The sequence below is a fragment of the Xanthomonas fragariae genome (assembly GCF_017603965.1).
Classification (GTDB): domain Bacteria; phylum Pseudomonadota; class Gammaproteobacteria; order Xanthomonadales; family Xanthomonadaceae; genus Xanthomonas; species Xanthomonas fragariae_A.
Map to the genome: position 1 here is coordinate 1,630,873 of NZ_CP071955.1, position 19,356 is coordinate 1,650,228.

17 protein-coding genes and 1 other annotated feature are annotated in these 19,356 nt (G+C 55.2%); of the genes, 8 read left to right on the plus strand and 9 right to left on the minus strand.

What is annotated here, in order from left to right:
* Positions 1–120: 120 nt before the first annotated feature.
* From J5I97_RS07620 to amaB, 6 genes are all read right to left on the minus strand, one after another.
* Complete coding sequence (locus J5I97_RS07620; RefSeq protein ID WP_208590817.1) at positions 121–1,032, minus strand: DMT family transporter; 912 nt, start codon at positions 1,030–1,032, stop codon at positions 121–123.
* On the minus strand, positions 1,026–2,078 hold the full coding sequence (gene murB, locus J5I97_RS07625; RefSeq protein WP_208590818.1) for a UDP-N-acetylmuramate dehydrogenase: 1,053 nt from the start codon (positions 2,076–2,078) through the stop codon (positions 1,026–1,028). Before murB ends, J5I97_RS07620 begins: the two co-directional genes overlap by 7 nt.
* The gene (locus tag J5I97_RS07630; RefSeq protein WP_208590819.1) at positions 2,075–3,130 is read right to left on the minus strand and encodes a quinone-dependent dihydroorotate dehydrogenase; all 1,056 of its coding nucleotides are present in this window, start codon (positions 3,128–3,130) and stop codon (positions 2,075–2,077) included. Before J5I97_RS07630 ends, murB begins: the two co-directional genes overlap by 4 nt.
* A gap of 5 nt (positions 3,131–3,135) precedes the next feature.
* Positions 3,136–3,903, minus strand: a complete 768-nt coding sequence (locus J5I97_RS07635; protein WP_208590821.1) for a class I SAM-dependent methyltransferase — start codon at positions 3,901–3,903, stop codon at positions 3,136–3,138.
* A 2-nt stretch (positions 3,904–3,905) separates the two neighbouring features.
* Entirely contained in the window at positions 3,906–4,190 is a 285-nt protein-coding gene (locus J5I97_RS07640; RefSeq protein WP_208590823.1) for a DUF4190 domain-containing protein, read from the minus strand.
* A 295-nt stretch (positions 4,191–4,485) separates the two neighbouring features.
* The gene (gene amaB / locus J5I97_RS07645; RefSeq protein ID WP_208590825.1) at positions 4,486–6,018 is read right to left on the minus strand and encodes an L-piperidine-6-carboxylate dehydrogenase; all 1,533 of its coding nucleotides are present in this window, start codon (positions 6,016–6,018) and stop codon (positions 4,486–4,488) included.
* Between the two features lie 400 nt (positions 6,019–6,418).
* Between amaB and J5I97_RS07650 the strand changes: the two genes are divergently transcribed.
* A complete protein-coding gene (locus J5I97_RS07650; RefSeq protein WP_208590826.1) occupies positions 6,419–6,886 on the plus strand; it encodes a hypothetical protein in 468 nt (155 codons plus the stop codon).
* A gap of 231 nt (positions 6,887–7,117) precedes the next feature.
* Here the strand turns inward: J5I97_RS07650 and J5I97_RS07655 are convergent, their stop codons facing one another.
* The gene (locus J5I97_RS07655; protein ID WP_208590827.1) at positions 7,118–7,309 is read right to left on the minus strand and encodes a hypothetical protein; all 192 of its coding nucleotides are present in this window, start codon (positions 7,307–7,309) and stop codon (positions 7,118–7,120) included.
* Between the two features lie 396 nt (positions 7,310–7,705).
* On the opposite strand from J5I97_RS07655, the gene J5I97_RS07660 reads away from it, so the two are divergent.
* Together J5I97_RS07660 and J5I97_RS07665 are read left to right on the plus strand one after the other, a co-directional pair.
* The gene (locus J5I97_RS07660; RefSeq protein WP_208590828.1) at positions 7,706–8,905 is read left to right on the plus strand and encodes a lanthionine synthetase LanC family protein; all 1,200 of its coding nucleotides are present in this window, start codon (positions 7,706–7,708) and stop codon (positions 8,903–8,905) included.
* A 431-nt stretch (positions 8,906–9,336) separates the two neighbouring features.
* The gene (locus J5I97_RS07665; protein WP_208590833.1) at positions 9,337–10,113 is read left to right on the plus strand and encodes a biotin/lipoyl-binding protein; all 777 of its coding nucleotides are present in this window, start codon (positions 9,337–9,339) and stop codon (positions 10,111–10,113) included.
* Here J5I97_RS07665 and J5I97_RS07670 read toward each other — a convergent pair.
* Positions 10,110–10,915 (minus strand): IS5 family transposase gene (locus J5I97_RS07670; protein WP_208586475.1). Its coding sequence is split into 2 segments (ribosomal slippage): positions 10,110–10,585 and positions 10,585–10,915, totalling 807 coding nucleotides; the frame shifts between segments, so codons are not numbered across the junction. The genes J5I97_RS07665 and J5I97_RS07670 overlap by 4 nt on opposite strands.
* Here J5I97_RS07670 and J5I97_RS07675 point away from each other — a divergent pair.
* Both J5I97_RS07675 and J5I97_RS07680 read left to right on the plus strand, forming a co-directional pair.
* Entirely contained in the window at positions 10,914–11,339 is a 426-nt protein-coding gene (locus tag J5I97_RS07675) for a hypothetical protein (protein WP_208590835.1), read from the plus strand. The two genes, J5I97_RS07670 and J5I97_RS07675, sit on opposite strands and share 2 nt — an antisense overlap.
* Positions 11,332–11,622 (plus strand): cysteine peptidase family C39 domain-containing protein, encoded by a 291-nt coding sequence (locus J5I97_RS07680; RefSeq protein WP_208590837.1) that lies wholly within the window; start codon positions 11,332–11,334, stop codon positions 11,620–11,622. The genes J5I97_RS07675 and J5I97_RS07680 overlap by 8 nt, the downstream gene beginning before the upstream one ends.
* Here J5I97_RS07680 and J5I97_RS07685 read toward each other — a convergent pair.
* Positions 11,604–12,817 (minus strand): IS3 family transposase gene (locus J5I97_RS07685; protein ID WP_208586298.1). Its coding sequence is split into 2 segments (ribosomal slippage): positions 11,604–12,535 and positions 12,535–12,817, totalling 1,215 coding nucleotides; the frame shifts between segments, so codons are not numbered across the junction. The two genes, J5I97_RS07680 and J5I97_RS07685, sit on opposite strands and share 19 nt — an antisense overlap.
* Positions 12,426–12,542: a sequence feature (AL1L pseudoknot), on the minus strand. Its footprint overlaps the gene before it by 117 nt.
* On the opposite strand from J5I97_RS07685, the gene J5I97_RS07690 reads away from it, so the two are divergent.
* From J5I97_RS07690 to J5I97_RS07700, 3 genes are read left to right on the plus strand one after another with little or no spacing between them, the layout of a single operon-like run.
* Entirely contained in the window at positions 12,810–14,843 is a 2,034-nt protein-coding gene (locus J5I97_RS07690; protein ID WP_208590839.1) for a peptidase domain-containing ABC transporter, read from the plus strand. The two genes, J5I97_RS07685 and J5I97_RS07690, sit on opposite strands and share 8 nt — an antisense overlap.
* Entirely contained in the window at positions 14,827–17,964 is a 3,138-nt protein-coding gene (locus J5I97_RS07695) for a lantibiotic dehydratase (protein ID WP_208590844.1), read from the plus strand. Before J5I97_RS07690 ends, J5I97_RS07695 begins: the two co-directional genes overlap by 17 nt.
* Complete coding sequence (locus tag J5I97_RS07700; RefSeq protein WP_208590845.1) at positions 17,957–19,345, plus strand: S41 family peptidase; 1,389 nt, start codon at positions 17,957–17,959, stop codon at positions 19,343–19,345. The genes J5I97_RS07695 and J5I97_RS07700 overlap by 8 nt, the downstream gene beginning before the upstream one ends.
* Positions 19,346–19,356 lie beyond the last annotated feature (11 nt).

Below are 19,356 nucleotides of genomic sequence, written 5' to 3' on the forward strand. Positions count from 1 at the left end.
GGTGTCAGTGCAGCCAATGGAATACCGCGCTGCTCGCCGCGTAGAGCGGGCAGTGCACACTATCGAAGTGTACGTCGGCAGTACCGACGAGATGCATTCCTCCATCGCACAGGTCTTCGCTCACTCGCCCGGCTTGGCGCCTCCTACCGGCGCGTGCGTGGCGGCGCGGCGCGCCAGCACGCTTTCGCGATGCGCGATATAGACGTTGGCACCGATGATGATGGCGGCACCGATCATCGTGTGGCATGCGATCTCCTCGCCGAACAGCCACCAGCCCAGTAGCGCCACCAGCAGCAGCTGTATGAAGCTGATCGGCTGCAATGCCGAGACTTCGCCCAGCTTGAGTGCGCGCGTCCAGAACAACTGCCCGGCGGTGCCGAAGACGCCGGTCGCCACCAGCCATAGCCAGTCGATGCCGTGCGGCCAGGTCCACTGGAACAGCGCCGGAATCAGCGACATCGGCACCCAGAACGCATAGGTGTAGAACACCACGGTGTTCGAGTCGTCGCTGCGCGAGAGCTGCTTGATCTGGATCGCAACCACGGCGCTGATCACCGCCCCTAGCAGCGCGATCAGCAAGCCCGGCGCGAATGTGGACGAACCTGGCCGCAGGATCACCAACACACCGATAAAACCCGCTGCCACCGCCAGCCAGCGGCGCATGCGCACCTGCTCGTGCAGCCAGACCACCGCCAGCACGGTGACGAACAACGGCGTGGAATACGACAGCGAGATCGCCTGCGACAACGGCAGGTGGCCGATCGCCCAGAACCCGCACAGCATCGAGGCCAGGCCGATCGAGGTGCGTGCCAGATATTGCGGCAATTGTCGCGTACGCGGCAGCGGTTTGCCCGGCCGCACGATCAATAACAACAACGTCAACAATCCGAACGCATTACGAAAAAATGCGATTTCTGTGGTCGCGAGGTTGCTCGATGCCAGCCGAATGGTGATCGCCATCAGGCCGAATGCGAAGGTACTGATCAGCATCCACAGCGCTGCACGTCGCGATGCCTGCGTTGCAGTCACCAATGCACCCCTATGACGCGCGGTTCTGGTGCCAGGACGACCGAGTAACGCTCGCGCACCGATTCAGCGATGCGCCGCGCAAAGTCCAACAATTGCGCACCGCTGGCGGTGCCGTAATTGACCAGTACCAGCGCATGCTCCGGCGAAACACCCGTATCGCCCTCGCGCACGCCTTTCCAGCCGCATTGCTCGATCAACCAGGCGGCCGACAATTTGCCCTGGCGTGGGTGCTCGCCGGGATGCACCGGTAGGTCGGAAAACGCGGCCTGCAACGCGGTGATCTGCTCGCTTGGCAACAACGGATTCTTGAAAAAGCTGCCCGCATTGCCGAGCACATCCGGGTCTGGCAGCTTGCGCCGGCGGAGATTGATCACCGCCTGCGCCACATCGACAGCACCGGCTAGCTCGACGCCCATGCTCGCCAGTTCTTCGCGGATGCCGGCGTAGTCCAGCCGTAGCTCGTGCAGCAGTGGCAGATTGAATTCCACCGCGACGATCAAATAGCGGTCGGGCTGCCGCTTGAACACGCTGTCGCGGTAGCCGAATGCGCACTCGTCTGCAGTCAGCCTTACGAACTGCTGGGTCTGCCGATCGAAGGTTTCCACCACGCGGATGAAGTCGCCGACCTGCGCGCCGTACGCGCCGATGTTCTGGATTGGGCAAGCGCCCACGGTGCCAGGAATCAATGCCAGATTTTCCAGCCCCGACAGACCCTGCTGCAGCGAATACAACACCAACGCATGCCAGTTCACGCCTGCGTCTGCACGCACGACGGCGTGGTCGGCATGGTAGGCGATGATGGCGATTTGGCGATTGTCGAAACACAGCACGCAGCCCGGCGGGTCGCCAGCCAACAAGACGTTGCTGCCGCTGCCTAGCACCAGCAGCGGTTGCCCGGCGATCTCGGGAGCGGCCAGTGCCTGCGGCAATGCCTCGGGCGTGTGGATGCTGAGCAACCAGCGCGCCGTGGCATCCACATGGAAGGTGTTAAGCCCACGCAGTGGCACATGCTCCCTCAGGCTCCAGCCGGCCTGCACTGCATCGCTCATAGCGGCGACACCGCACCGCCGCTGGGCGCTTCGCGGCGGCGACGGATCGCATCCACGCATTCGCCGATCAGCGCTGGCCCGCGATACACCAGCCCGCTATAGCACTGCACCAAGGTCGCGCCAGCGGCCATCTTGGCTACCGCATCCGCACCGGAGTTGATGCCGCCCACGCCGATCAATGGGATCGACTCGGGCAGGCGCGCACGCAAGCGTCGCAGCACCAAGGTGGATTGCCCCAGCAGCGGGGCGCCCGACAAGCCGCCAGCCTCCACAGCTAGCGGATGGTGGGTGATCAAGGTGCGCATCACCGTGGTGTTGGTGGCAATCACGCCATCCACCGCCAGGTCGGCCAGCACGCGTGCGGCCGCATCGATGTCGCGGTCGTTGAGATCCGGCGCCACCTTCACCAGCATCGGCACGCGTTTGCCGTGTTGCGCAGCCAGCGCTTCCTGGGTATCGCGCAGATCGGCGATCAGCCGGCGCATTGCCTGTTCTTCCTGCAACTCACGCAAACCTGCGGTATTGGGCGAGGAAATGTTGACCGTTATGTAGTCGGCCAGCGGATACACGCGCTCCATGCAATAGCGATAGTCGCGGGTTGCTTCTTCGTTGGGCGTGTGCTTGTTCTTGCCGATATTGATGCCGAGCAAGCCACCACGGCGGCGCGCACGCTGCACGTTGGCCACCAGCGCATCCACACCAAGATTGTTGAAGCCCATGCGGTTGATCACTGCCTGGTATTCGGGCAGGCGGAACATGCGCGGCTTCGGATTGCCGTCCTGCGCGCGCGGCGTCACCGTGCCGATCTCGACGAAACCAAAACCCAGCGCAAGCAGCGCTTCGATGTGCTCGCCGTTCTTGTCCAGCCCGGCACCAAGCCCGACCGGATTGGGGAACATCAAACCGAAGGCCGGGGTCGGCAGCGGCACCGGGCGCCTGGCCAGCAGCGGCATGGTGCCGGTGCGGTAGGCGGTGTCGATGCAGCGCAACGCCAGCGCGTGGGCGCGCTCGGCATCGAGAGAAAACAGAAAAGGGCGGGCAAGCGAATACATGCGGGTCAGTTCAATCTTCCTGCGAAAACACGGGTCTGGTATTGGAAGTCGATCAGCCCGTCGTGCGCGTGCGCATCGAATAAGGCGCGTAGCGCGGCGAGCATCGGAGCATGGCGCCGGTCATGGGCGAGCGGGGCATACGAAGACGACAGCAATCGACCGCGCAAGGCATCCAAATCCAGCCGCTGCACATTCGGGAAACGCGCCATCGCGCGGAAGCCTTTGCCAAACCACGCCTGCATGGTTGCATCGTCCTGATAGCGCTCTGCCACTGCCGAGTAGTCGGTGCCGTAGTCCAGCAACAACTGCTCGTAACCGCGCAGGAATGCGGTGCTGTCCAGTTCGCGCGAGTTCCAGTAGACCATCGCCAACCCGTCTGGCTGCAGGATACGCGCCCATTCGGCGCGTACCGCCTGCATGTCGAACCAGTGGAAGGCTTGCGCGGCAGACACCAGGCCGACGCTGGCATCGGTCAGCCCGGTGGCTTCGGCAGTGCCGTCGATCGCCTGAAATTTCGGAAACCCTGCCAGCCACTGCTGCGCGGCTTGGCGCATGGCAGGGTTGGGTTCCACCGCCGTGACCGGGTAGCCGGCCTCCAGAAACAAGCGGCTGGAGATGCCGGTGCCGGCGCCGATATCGGCCACCGTCGTTGCCGGCGTGATGCCCAGTTCTTCATGCAACCAGCGCAACAACTGCGGCGGATAACTCGGCCGGTAGCGCACATAAGCGGCCACGCGGTCGTTGAAACGCTGGGCAGAGGAGGGCGCGGCCATGCTCAACTGTTTGCCGCCGCGAGCCAGGCCAAGCCGCCGAAGAACAGGATGAAGATCGCCACTCCCGCCACCCAGGCCGCCACTGCCAGCCAGCCCAGCACCAGCCCGCCGATCGCCAGGCCATCGCCTTCGAGTCCCTGTGGATTGCGGCGGATTTCGGCGCGCGCCAGATGGCCGGTGATGATGGCGCAGATGCTGCCTAGGAAGGGGATCAGGGTCCAGCCGAGAATGCCTGCGACCAGGCTGACGATCGCCATGGCGCTGGTCTGTCGAACGACAACGTTCATTATGAACTCCGGAGATTGAGCCGGCAGCCGACGGCTGGCGTCGTACGATTATCCCAGAGCGGGCGGCCAAAAGGCGTGCCGTTTGCGGCCAAGCGCAGTTGCGTGGTCGGGTTTGGTTGGATCGAAGCGGCTGAAATAACCGATCGTGCGAGCTTCAATCAGCGCAGCGACGCGGCAGTTCGTGTTGCCGGGCGTCGTCGCTGGGCTTGCGATGCCATGCCTATAACGATCGCTGGGTTGAGTGCGACACGTGCCATACAAGCGGCTGCTGCCCGGCGCGCCCTATGGCCATCGATCAAAGATCGAACTTGATGCCCTGCGCCAGCGGTAGCGAGTCGGAGTAGTTGATCGTGTTGGTCTGACGACGCATGTAGACTTTCCACGCATCCGAACCAGATTCGCGACCGCCGCCGGTTTCCTTTTCGCCGCCGAACGCACCGCCGATCTCCGCACCCGAGGTGCCGATGTTGACGTTGGCGATACCGCAGTCGCTGCCGGCCGCCGACAGGAACTTCTCGGCCGCCTTCAAGTTCTGGGTGAAGATCGACGACGACAGGCCCTGCGGCACGCCGTTTTGCAACTCGATCGCCTCGTCTAGCGTGCTGTACTTCATCACATACAGGATCGGCGCGAAGGTCTCGTGCTGCACAACCGTGGCGCTGTTCTGCAGCCCGGTAACGATGGCCGGCAGCACGAAATTGCCGGGGCGATCGATCGCAGTGCCGCCCACTTCGACCGTGCCGCCGGCCGTCTTGGCCTTGGCAATCGAGGCCAGGAACTGCTCCACCGCGCCGCGGCTGTTGAGCGGGCCCATCAGGTTTGCAGGGTCGGTGGGGTCGCCGATCTTGCTGTCGAGCTGTTTGTACGCCTTGACCAGCGTGGCCAACACATTGTCGTAGATGGACTCATGCACGATCAGGCGGCGCGTGGTGGTGCAGCGCTGCCCGGCAGTGCCCACCGCACCGAACACGATGCCCGGGATTGCCAGCTTCAGGTCGGCGGTTTCGTCCAGGATGATGGCGTTGTTGCCGCCCAGTTCCAGCAGGCAACGGCCCAAACGGTGCGCAACCTTTTCGGCGACCACACGGCCGATCTGGGTCGAGCCGGTGAAACTGATCAGCGGCACGCGGCCGTCTTCGACCAGCTTTTCCGACAGCGACGTACCGGCATCGTTGATCAGGAAGAAGATGTCCGGGAAACCGGCCTCTTTCAATGCCGCATTGCAGATCTTCATCGTCGCGATCGCCGTCAGCGGCGTCTTGTTGGACGGCTTCCAGATGCAGATATCGCCGCAAATCGCCGCCAGAAAAGCATTCCACGCCCACACCGCCACCGGGAAGTTGAACGCGCTGATGATGCCAACCAGGCCCAGCGGCTGGTACTGCTCATACATGCGGTGGCCCGGCCGTTCGGAGTGCATGGTGTAGCCGTAGAGCATGCGGCTCTGGCCGACCGCAAAGTCGGCGATGTCGATCATCTCCTGCACCTCGCCATCGCCCTCGGGCTTGCTTTTGCCCATTTCCAGCGCCACCAGCGACCCGAGCGCATCCTTGTGCGCACGTAGCGCCTCGCCACACAGGCGCACCGCCTCGCCACGCCGCGGTGCAGGCGTGGTCCGCCACACCTTGAAGGCCGCCTGCGCGCGCTGCAAGATCCGCTCGTAGTCGTCCGGTGTGGTCGCCTGCACATCGGCGATCACCTCGTTGGTGGTCGGATTGAGCGGCTGCAGCACCCCCGCGTCGGTGTCTTGCGACCAGCTCGCCTCGCCAAGATAGGTGCCGGAATTAGACGCGGCGAGGTCGAGCGCCTTGAGCAAGTCAGCGGACATGGGATCTCCAAAAAAGTCGGGACTGCCGCGTGGCAGCCAAGGCCACCCCACGACAACAGATAGCCGACGATTTTAGCAGGGTCCGCCGACCACCCACCGGCTTGGCAACCGCAACGATCGTGCGACAATGCCGCCCTTGGCCACGTAGCTCCGCTGGATAGAGCGTCCCCCTCCTAAGGAAGAGGGGAAATGGAGCACTTGCTTCCATCTGATCTAACCTGTTGTTTCGTAAAGCTCTGCATTTGACCGCCATAGAGCGCGATGCAGGGCTCGACACTTCAAAGCACCTCTAAGCAGCGCTTGTTCGCCACAGCATTGCCACAGCATTGCCACAGCTTCCAAGGCCTCCTCGACTGCGCTATAAGACACTTGTAGTTGGTCTAAGGACGGCCTATCGCACATGTCTGAAAGCGCGCTCCAAACGCTCCGTGAGCTGTATCCGCAGCGCTACGCCCTTCGGCCCGAAGAAGTGGCTCATGTGCTTCGTGGTCAAAGCAGCAGAGGCGTTGTGCAGCGCGTTCGCGAAGGGATGCAGTCGGGGCGTTATGCGGGTGCTCGGAAGATCGATGGATTGATCCAGATGCCGCTGGAAGCGCTAGCTGAAATATTGGATCCAGCGCCAGCACCGCAGCCGGTCGCCCCCATCATCTCGCCTTCGACCTCGCGACGCCGCTCAATGATCGGACCGCGCATTGCTTTTGTCCGACAAGGTGGATTTTGGGAGGAAGTGTTTAGAGCAATTGGCGAAGTTGATCAGGCCAATCTTTTGCGCTTACAGTGGGTTAGCGAATTGAATAAAATTCGCAAGGAGGGCGCGCAGGCGATCGCCGAAAGCCAGAAAAAAGAGTTGCAGCGATCTGCGTGTTAAAAAGGCAACAGGACGCGTGGCGTTAATCGACACGCTTACAAAGCGTCTACAACGTGGTGAAAGGCAGCCTTCACTGGATCACGATTTTCTCAAAGCCCACTGGGTTTGAAGTCGTTTTTAAGAATAGGAATCGATTAATTATTAATTGGATTGCCGAGGCCGCAGCGGTAGCAAGAGATTACGGGCGTCAGGCCACGACAGATCGCCAGATAGCCCAAGCCAGGGCTGATATCATTGGCTGGAATTTTTATTTTTCATGTCCTGATCGCCGATCGGGGGAGCGTGATCAAACACGAGCCGATCGGCCATGCCTGGTTGATATGTGCTGGTCGTAGCAATGTCTATTGCTCGCAGTTTCAGGTGGATCATTCCGATGCCATAGCGTTTTTTGCGGGAGCGCTTGCCATATTTCCCAGGGTGCATTCCCAATTAAATCGTTGTCAAAGACCTGCTCGGCCAGTAGCTTGTTCGAGCGAATTTTCTCCGGCTCCAGATCTTTGTTGGGCCGCTTGGCACCGGGAAGCTCATTTAAGCAAAAGCTCACTCACCCCTACGGGTTGATGTATCGAGACCTGAGAATTGAGCAAAGCGGCAAACGAGCAGGGTCCGTAAAATGTGACGCCCGTCACGATATGATGACTTGATTTTGTAACAAAAAAATGAAACCATTGAGCTTAGAGACTTTAACATAAAGTGTTGCTGGATTGTTGAAAAAGTAAGGAAGCCAGTAATGGTGTAACGGAAATTATTCTTAAAGTCATGAATGATCGGGTGGTTAAAACCTCCCGCTGCCTATGCGTTGCAGGATGAGATTTAATCATGGAAGATAGAGTTTTTCGAGAGAGTTCGCCATTATTTGCCTCTCTTGATTTCGTAAAATCCCTGCCAGCATTTGATTCATCTCCCTTTTTGGGGGACGGCTTGTCTTTAAGAGCTGTAATTGAGTTGGTTCAAGCTCGACAAACCAATCATCAATCCTATTGGCAAGGCATGGAGCAAGCGCTGGAAGAGGCACTCACTCTTCAAGACAAGTTGCCTCTCAGTAGCTCCTTATTTAGAGGTTTGCCTGGGATTGGGTGGGCTGTCCAACTCTGCCCGCTTTTGCTTGATAAAACATCTTCCCAACAGTTTCTTGTTGAGCTAGATGAGATTTTGCTTGACGGAATTTTGGAGACTCATCATCCAAATCTTGATATGGTTAATGGCATCGCTGGAATTATGGTTTACGCGATGCGAAGAGGATTGTCTGCCAGCTCAAGTTCGGATCTTTGGAGTGCAATTGAATTAGTTTGTTCTCGAGCAGTAAGAGAATGGCTAAACTTCAGCGATGCCTCAGATCTCGAGAGTCGGGGAACAGATTTTCAAAAAAACCTTGGTCTCGCGCACGGCATTCCAGGCCTGCTACTGATGATGGCTAACGCTTCTAGAAAAGGCCACATATCAAGAGCAGCCACTGAGCTTGCGCTTGACGGGTTCGACCACCTATGGATGCACGCGATCAAGGGAGATGATGACGGCGTGCTTTTCCCTTCTACCGCTGGATCACAGCGAGTGACTAGATTGGCATGGTGTTATGGCGGACTTGGTCTTGCTGATGCATACAGGCGCGCCAGTCTCTTAGACAGCTCCTACGGCGTGAGATTTTCTAGTCTGATTGAAGGATCCCTCAATCAGTTTAAATCAGGAAAGCATCAAATCACGGACGCTTCCCTATGCCATGGTGCAGCAGGGGTGCACCTTTACTTTGAAATCTTTGGGCGATGTGAATTTTTAAGCGCTCAGCTTCGAAATGAGTGCAAGAAAGCTTCGGTTGTCGCAGGCGAAAAGCTTTTGCATTTCAATGATGGAACCGTTGAAAAGCCATCGTATCTTTGGAGTCACAAAGGGAAGAATATCAAGACAGCTTCCTTGCTTGAAGGAACCACCGGAGTCGTGCTTGCGCAGAATGCGGTCGCTAGTCAATCTAATTGTTACCCTTGGGCAGAACTATTGGGTTTGCACCAAATTGATAACGAATAAGTCGGATTTATGTGCGGAGTGGAAAAGGAGGAAGCAGGCAGATAAGATGTGGAAGTAAATCAAATTAATTAACCAACCGAAGGAATGAACATGATCTCCCTTAAAAAGCGAAATATCACTATCCTGAGCAATGACGAACTCACTGTGGTGAGCGGCGGTTTCGATACGGATCTGACCACGCAATGCGGCGGTCCGGGGTATTCTACGGAACAAGACTCTTGCACTTGCCTTCCCGATACTGACGGTTGTAATGCCGGCTAATAGTAATTGAAGATGCTAGATGTGGCGATTAAAGAATGGACGCAAGAAGAAAATTATTTAGAGAACAAGCCACATCTCGTAGGCAGTCAAAGTGGCTGGGCGGAGTAACGATTGCGTCTCCGCCCAGTCATATTATATGGGCTATAAGCTTTACATCTCTTGGGTTGATCGTGTTGGCTGGGCTTTACTTTGGGGAATATACCAGGAGAGAGAGAGTTGTCGGGCAACTGGTCTCGCACGACGGTGTTGTGAAAATTTCAAGCGCGACAACTGGCTATGTCACTCGCGTGCTCTTAAATGAAACAAATTCAGCGCGTTCGGGAGAGCCTGTAGTCGAGATCGATGGTGAGGCCTATTCCGCTGGCGGCACAGGTGTGAAAGGAGGGGTGTCGCTGGCACTCGAGGCACAGCGGCGCGCTCTCCACGCGGAAATGTTGGTATCGCGAGATGCTTATACGCGTAATATAGAAAGCATAAAGATCCAAATTCCACTTTTGGAATCGCAACTGGCAGATGCCGTTGATGAGCTTAATATTTATCAACAAGAACAGGTCGATCAACAACTACTGTTGGATAAAATCGAGCCTTTGCTAAAATCAGGTTACATCGCTGCGACCCAAGTTCAACAGCAGCGTTCATCACTCGCTTCGGTCAAAGCTAACGTAAGATCACAGCGGTCCAAAATATCTAGCATAAGACTAGACTTGGAAGGACGGCGTGCCGACCTTGCGCGCGCACCACTAGACCTCGCGTCTCAGATCAATACCTCAGAGCGATTGTTAGCTAGTGCTGATGTTGAGGCTCAGTCTAACGCAGGCGATTTGAGTTCAGCACTCTTGTCCCCTGTCAACGGTATCGTGTCTTCGGTCTTGGTGAGTGAGGGGCAAGCCGTCAAGCCAGGTCAAATACTGATGACGATCATCAAGGACACTTCTAAGAGCGGCTAACAAAACCCAGGAAGAAGCCGTAAGCAGATGATGGAGCATGCAAGCGAGAGCAACGCCAAGTGGAGATCGATGCGGCGTTCAAAGCGGATGCGCAGTTTGCCCATGCCTGCGAACCAGGCATGCGTGCGCTCGACGACCCAGCGATGACGGCCCAACCGGTCGTTGCGCTCGATTCCCTTGCGTGCGATCCGCGCAATGATGCCGCGCTGCTTGAGGAAGGCGCGACAGCGGTCGATGTCGTAAGCCTTGTCGGCGTGCAATTTGTCTGGCCAACGTCGCGGGCGCCCTGGTTTGCCACCAATTGGCGGCAAGGCGTCGATCAACTCCTCGAACACGACCGAGTCGTGCCGATTGGCGCCGGTGACGCACACTGCCAAGGGCACGCCGTTGCGGTCCACGATCAGATGCCGTTTGCTGCCGAGTTTGCCGCGATCGGTCGGGTTTGGCCCGGTGTAGGCGCCCCCCGGGGGGAGGCCACACTGGCGGCGTCCAGACTGGCTCGGCTCAGATCCAGCCTCTGGGCGCGACGCAGCTCGGTCAGCAACACCTGATGCAGACGATGCCACACACCGGCGGCTTGCCAATCACGCAACCGGCGCCAGCAGGTCATGCCGCTGCCATAGCCCAGTTCCACAGGCAGGTCTTCCCATGGCATGCCCGTGCGCAAGACATAGACGATGCCGTTGAGGGCTTGCTGATCACTGATGCGCGGCCGTCCACCTTTGGGCGAACGCTTCACTTGGGGAATCAGCGGCTCGATGCGCTTCCACAGCGCAATGGGGATCTCTTTGCGACGTGTCATGTCCGCAATTTTGCCACCGGCGAGACAAGATTCAAGGGGTTTTGTTAGACGCTCTAAGACTGAGGCGCAACTACTGGTCGATTCTCAATCAATCGGATTTATTGAAATCGGAACCAAGGTGGCCCTTCGCTTACGTGCATATCCCTTCCAGAAATTCGGTGTGCTAATGGGCACAGTGAAGGCTAAATCATTGACAACTCTCTCCCCCAGTGAGGCTGCCGACCGTTTTGGCATTGCTTCAGTCACGGAGTCCATGTTCTTGGTAAGAGTGGAGCTTGAACGTCAATCCCTCGACGTTTACGGCAATTCCGTTAGGTTGACCCCGGGGATGTATGTCGATGCTGATGTTATGTTGGATCGCAGGAGGCTCTATGAATGGCTGTTTCAGCCTGCATACACCCTCCGGATGAAGACCAATGAGTGATGTAGAAGATGATCTCTCCACTGGTCCAGATAAAGGAGGAATTTGGACTTCGAGTCAATGGCAGTCATTGCTTCGTTTTGGCAGTCGCCGTTCAGTGCCGGTCATTATTCAGGCCGAGGCAGCCGAATGCGGACTTGCTTGCATAGCGATGGTCGCTGGCTATCATGATGCCAAGCATGAAATGCAATCGCTGCGGACGAAATTTCCTGGTTCGCTGAGGGGTATTGAACCGCCCCGGGATTTCGGGAGGCTGTTTGGTTTGAGTCACGCCGCTTTGGCGTAACCGGCCTGTTGTCGATAGTAAGCCTCTTCGGCTTCCGCTGGCGGAATGTTCCCGATCGACCCCAGCAAGCGTTTGTGGTTGTACCAGTCCACCCAATCCAGCGTGGCCAGTTCCACATCCTGGCGGTTGCGCCACGCGCGCCGGTGGATCACCTCGGCCTTGTACAACCCGTTGATCGTCTCGGCCAACGCGTTGTCATAGCTATCGCCCACGCTGCCCACCGACGGCTCGATCCCGGCGTCGGCCAGCCGCTCGGTGTAGCGGATCGACACATACTGCACGCCGCGGTCGGAGTGGTGGATCAGGCCGCCTTCGGTTGGACGACGCGCATGCAGCGCCTGCTCCAGCGCGTCCAGCACGAAGTCCGTGTGCGCCGTCTGCGACACCTTCCAGCCCACGATCCGCCGTGCGTACACGTCGATCACGAAGGCCACGTACACGAACCCGGCCCAGGTCGAGACATACGTGAAGTCGCTGACCCACAGTCGGTTCGGCGACGGCGCATGGAACTGTCGGTTCACCTTGTCCAGCGGGCACGGCCGCTTGTCGCTGATCGTGGTCTTGACCACCTTCCCGCGTACCACGCCGCGCAGGCCAAGTGCGCCCATCAGTCGCTCCACCGTGCAGCGGGCCACCGCATAGCCCTCGCGCTTGAGCTGCCGCCAGACCTTGCGCACGCCGTACACCTGTCGGTTCTGCTCCCATACCCGCCGGATCTGCGGGCGCAGCGCCTGGTCCTTCCACCAGCGGTTCGGGCGCAAGTTCGCGTCCGCTTCCCGCTGCGCGTGGCGGTAATACGTCGACGGGGCAACCTGCAGCACCTTGCAGATTGGCTCGACCCCGTGAACATCGCAATGTTCGGTCACGAACGTGGTCAGGGCTTGAAGCGGCGGTCGAGCTCCGCCTGGGCAAAATACGCGCTGGCCTTGCGCAGGATCTCGTTGGCTTGCCTCAGCTCGCGCACTTCGCGTTCCAGCGCTTTCATCCGCGTCCGCTCGTCCGTCGTCAGCCCCTGACGCTTGCCGGCATCACGCTCGGCCTGACGCACCCAGTTGCACAGCGTCTGCGACGAACAGCCAATCTTCCCGGCAATCGATTCGATCGCCGCCCACTGCGAGCCGTACTCGCCCTGATGCTCCCGCACCAGCCGAACCGCGCGCTCTCGCACTTCCGGTGAATATTTCGTCTTGCTCATCGCCCCATCTTCTCAAGAGTTGGAGCCTCCCGAAATCCCGGGGCGGTTCAGTATTCGGCTCGATCAGTTAGTTGAGATTGCGAACTCGCTTGGATTGGCATCAAGGCCTGTCAAGCTCGAGCTTGAAGACATTAGGCAACTTACTGTCCCCTGCATTTTGCACTGGAACATGAATCATTTCGTGGTCTTAGAGGGATTCAAGGGGAAAGATCTTCTTATCGTTGATCCTGCATATGGGCGACGTAGGGTCAAGGTCAATGATGTCGATTCTTCTTTTACCGGAGTTGCTCTTGAACTTGATGCAGGGCCAAATCTGGTCAAGCCTGAGAAAGTCACTGGTATATCGCTTGCTTCCGTAACTGGCTCGATTACAGGCTTAGGAAAGGGACTTCTTCAGGTTTTTGCCATTGCGGCATTTTTAGAGCTGCTTGGCCTGCTAGTTCCACAATTTCTACAGCTCGTAGTGGATCAGGTCTTGTCCACAAATGATGAGGAGCTTCTCACACTATTAGGCGTTGGGTTTTCTACATTGATTTTGGTGCGGACGGTTGCGGATTACATGAGATCTTGGCTTGTGATGTGGATCGGCGCAACATTAAATATGGGTTGGACCGGGACGGTTTTTAGTCACTTGTTGCGCCTGCCGTTGGACTATTTCCAAAAGCGAAACTTAGGTGATGTGGTTTCGCGCTTTGGAGCCATGAATACAATTCAGCAGACGCTTACGACCCAGTTTGTCGTCGTGATCATAGATGGAATTATGACGCTTATGATAGCGGTCATGCTGCTGATATATAATGAAAAGTTAGCGCTGGTCTCTTTTATAAGCGCTATTAGCTATTCATTGGCTAGGGTGATGTATTTTCGCTCGCTTGTAGAACTAACTTCAACGAACATCAATGTTTCCGCCCTGCAGCATGGGATGCTCATTGAGACGCTCAGAGGCATGCAAACCATCCGGCTTAACAATCGTAGTGCGGAACGATCGGCTAAGTTTGCAAACGCTACGGCAGAAGTGGTGAACACCAATACAAAAATTCAAAGACTAACTATCGCGTTCACGAGCGCAAGCGGCCTAGTCTCAGGCGGGCAGAAGATTGCAATTCTTTGGATCGGTGCTGCGCTCGCACTGAAAGGTGAGTTGACGGCAGGCATGCTCATGGCATTCGTCGCGTATTCTGAGCAATTCACGGTACGCTTTGCTGCAATGGTCGATTATATCGTTAACTTTCGGATGTTGCGGTTACACGGGGAGCGGCTTGCAGATATTGTGCTAACCGCTCCGGAAAAGTTCTTGGAAGGAACTCGCCTGGGAACTAGATCCAGCAACTCTATCGAGTTTAGAGAGGTCTCATTCCGCTATTCGCACAATACTGCCCACGTTCTAAAAAAATGTAGTTTCAATATTCAGGATGGGGAGGTTGTAGCAATTGTGGGGCCTTCCGGTTGTGGAAAAAGCACGCTTGCCAAAATCTTACTGGGAGTTTTGGATCAGTCGTCAGGTAGCATATTGATCGGCGGCGTTGATACGCATGTTCTCGGTAAACGGGAGGTTCGTAACATCGCGGCAAGCGTTCTCCAGGATGATGAGCTTTTCAGCGGTTCGGTGATGGATAACATCAGCTTCTTTGATCCTGTCGCTACGCTTGAAAAGTGTCAGCTAGCAGCAAGGAAAGCCAGTATTGACACTGAGATAGAAGCGATGACCATGGGATACCAGTCAATGATTGGAGACATGGGCGCCACTCTGTCTGGTGGGCAAAAGCAACGAATTCTGCTCGCGCGTGCTTTTTACCGTGAGCCAAAAATCTTAGTTTTGGACGAAGCTACAAGTAATCTTGACTTGAATAACGAAAGCCAGGTCTGCAACGCGGTGCGCGCAGCGGGGGTCACCACTCTGATCATTGCTCATCGCCCTCAGACAATTGCTTCGGCCGATCGTGCCATTTTACTGAAGCAAGGACAGATTGTTCCGGAAGACTCACAGGCAGAGGCTAGGGATTTTGAAAGTGAAAAAAATAACTAATCCAGCTAGTGATGTTGATGCGTTATCAAATGGAGTATCCACATTAGCGGTGTGCAGCAAAAGACGGAAAGCTGACTTGACAATCTACGCCCATGATCGAATGGGGATCATAAGAGTTCCGATCTACACTGTTGCGCTTTCGGCGTCGCTGATCAGAAGTGATCGGAAGCAACTGGCCGAGTTAATCTGTCAGCTTCTAACTGATCCGATTTTTCTAGAGGCGATCTACATCGCCTCGCCGTCCCTCTACGAAAAGGCTCTAAATTGGCTGAGTGGAGATCTCACACTTCCAGATATTGACCTTGCTATCGCCCGATATGCTTTGCGTATGGCGCATCGCTCAGTGCCGTTTGGCACATTCTCCTCAGTGGCAGCGGTAACAGTGGGTCCTGGCGAAAACAAGCTTCAGGCTACACCAGCAGAGGAAATTAAGAAGTCTGCTGCTATAGATTATGGTGTCCTTGTAGATCTCGTTAAGGTCATCGTGAGCAATGATCTCGGACATGTGGTTAGATATAGGCCAAACGATACCATCACGCCACACGCAGATTACATCAGCTACCTTAAATCGCATGTCCAAGGCTCTACAATAGTTCAGCATATCGAGCAGCTTGAAAGAAATGAAGTGCTTGATTCAGTGCTTGACGCAACTAGCACTTACGATGGCATGACTGTCGATGAAATTGCGTATTTTTTAGCGCGCAAATATCTCGGAGAATACACGCAGGAAGAAATACATCAATTTATCCAAGAGTTGAAGGTCCAGGATGTCTTGGTCGCAGACTCGCTAATTGACGCAACTTCTAGTGATCAGCTCGCTGGATTGCTTGGCCGCTTAGCGGCCGTTCCCCCTGAGATTGGAGGAATGAATGAAGTGGTTATGATTCTGCGCAACCTGGCTGATTCTCCACTGGGAACCGGACTGGATGATCTTAAGCGTATACGTGAATTGATTATAGAGGCAGGATCCAATACTGGGAAATCTACGCACGTTGTGGCGTTTTCTTCTGACCAGTCTGGATCGTTTTCAGAAATCCATGTACAGAAAGTCGAGGCTGCTATCGATGCTCTTGCCGAATTTATTCCAAAGAACGATCAACTTTCAACTTTTAGAGATTGCTTCGTCGAGCGATTTGGTGAAGCATCAGTCGCCTTGTCAGACTTACTTCCTTTTTTTGAAACAATGGGTTATCCGGACGGAGTTCGTCCCGTCGCGCCCCTAGCAGACTGTCTTGCGTCAAAAAAAGTTGGCAAGTCTCGCGCCGTTCCCAAGCCGCTCAATGCGCCTGAGTCATATGCCGTTGCGATGCTTGCGCTGTCCGGTTCTAATGAATTCATAGACATTTCAAAATTTCGACCAAGAGAAGGTAGCTCGGTTCCGTCCACGGATCGGCCATCTTGTCTCGTTGCGTGGTTAGCTCTTTGGGCTGGCGGCGGGGATGAAGTTAAAATTGAGTTGAAAAGTTGTGGCGCTCAAGAGCCTGGTCGATTGATGGGAAGGTTCTCCGGAGTGATACCGAAAATTCTCGAATATTTGAACGAGGTCGAGTCACCAAGTGAAGGTAAGATTTTTGCACAGATAGTTGGCGTGCCGATGACCCGAGCTGGAAACATTATTTCGCGTCCTGCGACCGCAGGTCCGGAAATTCGGGTGCGAGCCGGTGGTGGCGCTAACGATATATTAATTTCAGACCTAGAAGTTTTTGTCTCAAACAAAAAAGTTGTGCTCTGGTCTAGATCTCGGCAAGCAGAAGTTGTGCCGCGAATGAACTCGGCGCATGCGTTTGAAAATTGTAAAGGTTTTGCGGTTTATGTATTTTTGAATCACGTCGCAAACCAAGACTATATTTGTCGTATGCCCTCTATGAGGGATAAGCTTCCAGATGCTCCATTCCTCCCTGGGCTCACATACAACGGAATTATTATAGAGCGTCCTTCTTGGCGAGTGGCTTTTGATGAGTTGGGCCTGTCCAAGCTGTCTGATTCCGCAGCTATCGAAACACTTCGAGAGTGGGCGAAATCAATCCTGCTTCCTGAAATGCTCGAAGTTTATGGGAAACTTGATTCAACGATACTTTCGCTTTGCAGTGAATGGACGGCAAAGGATTTTCTGAAAGAGCTTAGAAAGAATGGCACGCTTACATTAACCTGTGCATTCCCTTTATCAATGGAGCCTGTCTTGCGCAGCGCATCTGGCGCTCATATGCACGAGATCCAGTTAGCACTGCGAAATGTTCAGGCTCCGAATGTGAGCGTGACTGCTCGTCACCCGTTCGACGGCCTGCATGGGCTGGAATGGGTATATGTATGCGTATACTGCAAGGCGGCAAATCAGAACGACGTAATTCTTGCATTGCACCGCGCCATGAAAATCACAATGGGGGATATGGTTCCGTTTTTCTTTATAAGATACAAAGACCCGGAAGGTGATCATGTCAGGATTAGGGTAAGGGTTAAGTCCCCACATGAGCGCACTGCGGTCATGAGCGTTTTAGAGGGCGAATGCAAGAAGCTGGAAGTTGCTGATGTTATTTGCAAGTTTATCTTTAAGCAGTACATTCAAGAGGTCGAGCGGTATTTAGGGCCGAGACTTATGAAGCTTGCAGAAAGTATTTTTATCCTTGACTCTCATGCGGTTATGCGGACATTCGGGAAAATTCCGGGTGGCCTATATGAGAACTGGCGTAGCGCAGCTGCTGCGGTAGACTCGCTGCTGAGAGCCTTAGGGGTTGAATCATTACAAGCGCGCCTTGAATTTGCAAAGGTCGCAGCGGCTGACTTTCAGAGGGAGATAAGCTTTGATCTGGCGCAGCGTAAGCTCATTGGTGAAGTGTTTAAAAAAAGCAAGCCGATATTCTTAGAGTCAGGAGAATGCAATCCCGATATTGCTTGCCTGAACGAGTTGGCCGGAGTTGAAGAAATAAGGCGTTTGATTTTCGAAAGTGAAGAGTTTAAGGCCTTGGGCCAGCGCGATGCTTACAAATACAGATGGAGCTTGATCCACATGCGCCTGAATAGAGTTTTCGCAAGGATGGCGCGGGTTCAAGAAGCAGCTTGCTGGGAGCTACTAAAGAGATCGTATTTGCTTTGCAAGAATAAAATGGCGGTGGAAATTGATTAAGAATAAATATTTGGCTCTAGCGGTTTTTGCGATTGGTCTCGGTATAACGTTTGGTGCACTAGCAGAAGAAGAAATCAAACACGCGACCGTCAATAGTAAGATGGGATATCAGAGTTTGTCCCTAGGTGACCCACTGAGTGATAATGGTGCCAAGGTCACAATCTCGGCCGAGCGCGCTGAAGCTGTGACTAGCGGTGGAATTATCTATCACGCCAGTTCCAAGCGCTGGATAGGCAAAGTGATACGATTATCTGCTTTAATTGATGCCGCGACGCCGGGGGTAAAGGCGACGATATGGGTGAGGGCGAGTGAGGGTTCTGGAAAACCTCTTAAGTTCGCTTCGTCAGCAAGCGCAGGTATCTTTGCTGATGGTCGCCACACCGTTGAGTTGCGAGTTCCGAGTGACGCGGCAAGTATTGCGTTCGGTGTCGTAATGCGCGGCTCGGGTAAAGTGACTGCGGAAGGCCTTAAGCTTATGGAGATTGATCGCTTACCTCTAAGCAGCGGAGCAAGCGCAAAACAGGTCTACGAGGAGGCGTTAAAAATTGTCTTAGAGAACGCCTATTGGTCAAGGAATCTCAAAGAAAATCAGCGGAACTTTGGACTAGAACTGTCAGGTGATGCTGGATCGGGCTATCAAGCCGAAGCCGCGATACGTGCGCTGTTGCGCGGACTTCAAGACTCTCATAGCGTTTATGTGGATGCCGAAGAGGCGAATAATTACTCTAAATCTGGCGGGAATGCTAATTCAGCAGAGGTGAGACTAATCAACGGGACGATGGGCTATCTTCTCGTCCCATCGGTGTATGGGTCAAACCCGGCTCTGGCGGCAGACTTCGCTGTTCAGGTTAGTAAAAAGTTGAATGACTTAAAAGAAGAGGCGCGTTGCGGTTGGATCGTGGATATTAGAAAGAACAGTGGTGGAAACATGTGGCCCATGGTTTCAGCGCTCAGTATTTTTTTCGGGAACGAGCGATTGGGAGGATTTAAGAGGTCGAATGGCAGTATCGACTGGTGGTCCATCCATTCTCCTTCGGTAACAGTAGTTCCGGGGACCTCAGAGGCGCAGGAAGTAAAGATTGCTGTTCTTTTGGGACAGGGGACAAGCAGTTCAGGCGAGGCTCTGGCTGTCGCGCTGATGGGGAGAAAAAACACGCGAAGTTTTGGTGCGCCGTCCGATGGGAGAGTAAGTGCGAATAGTAGATTTCAGCTGGCAGACGGAAGCGCAATTTACCTGACAACAGCCATCGATGTAGATCGATCTGGCCGGGAAGTGGGGGAACGAGTGTTTCCAGATACGCGCATTTCAGATGACGTAGTTTCAAGTAGCGAGATCCCCGGAGAGGCGTTAAATTGGCTTTCATCTTCATGCGCAAAGTAGAACGCTAGGAG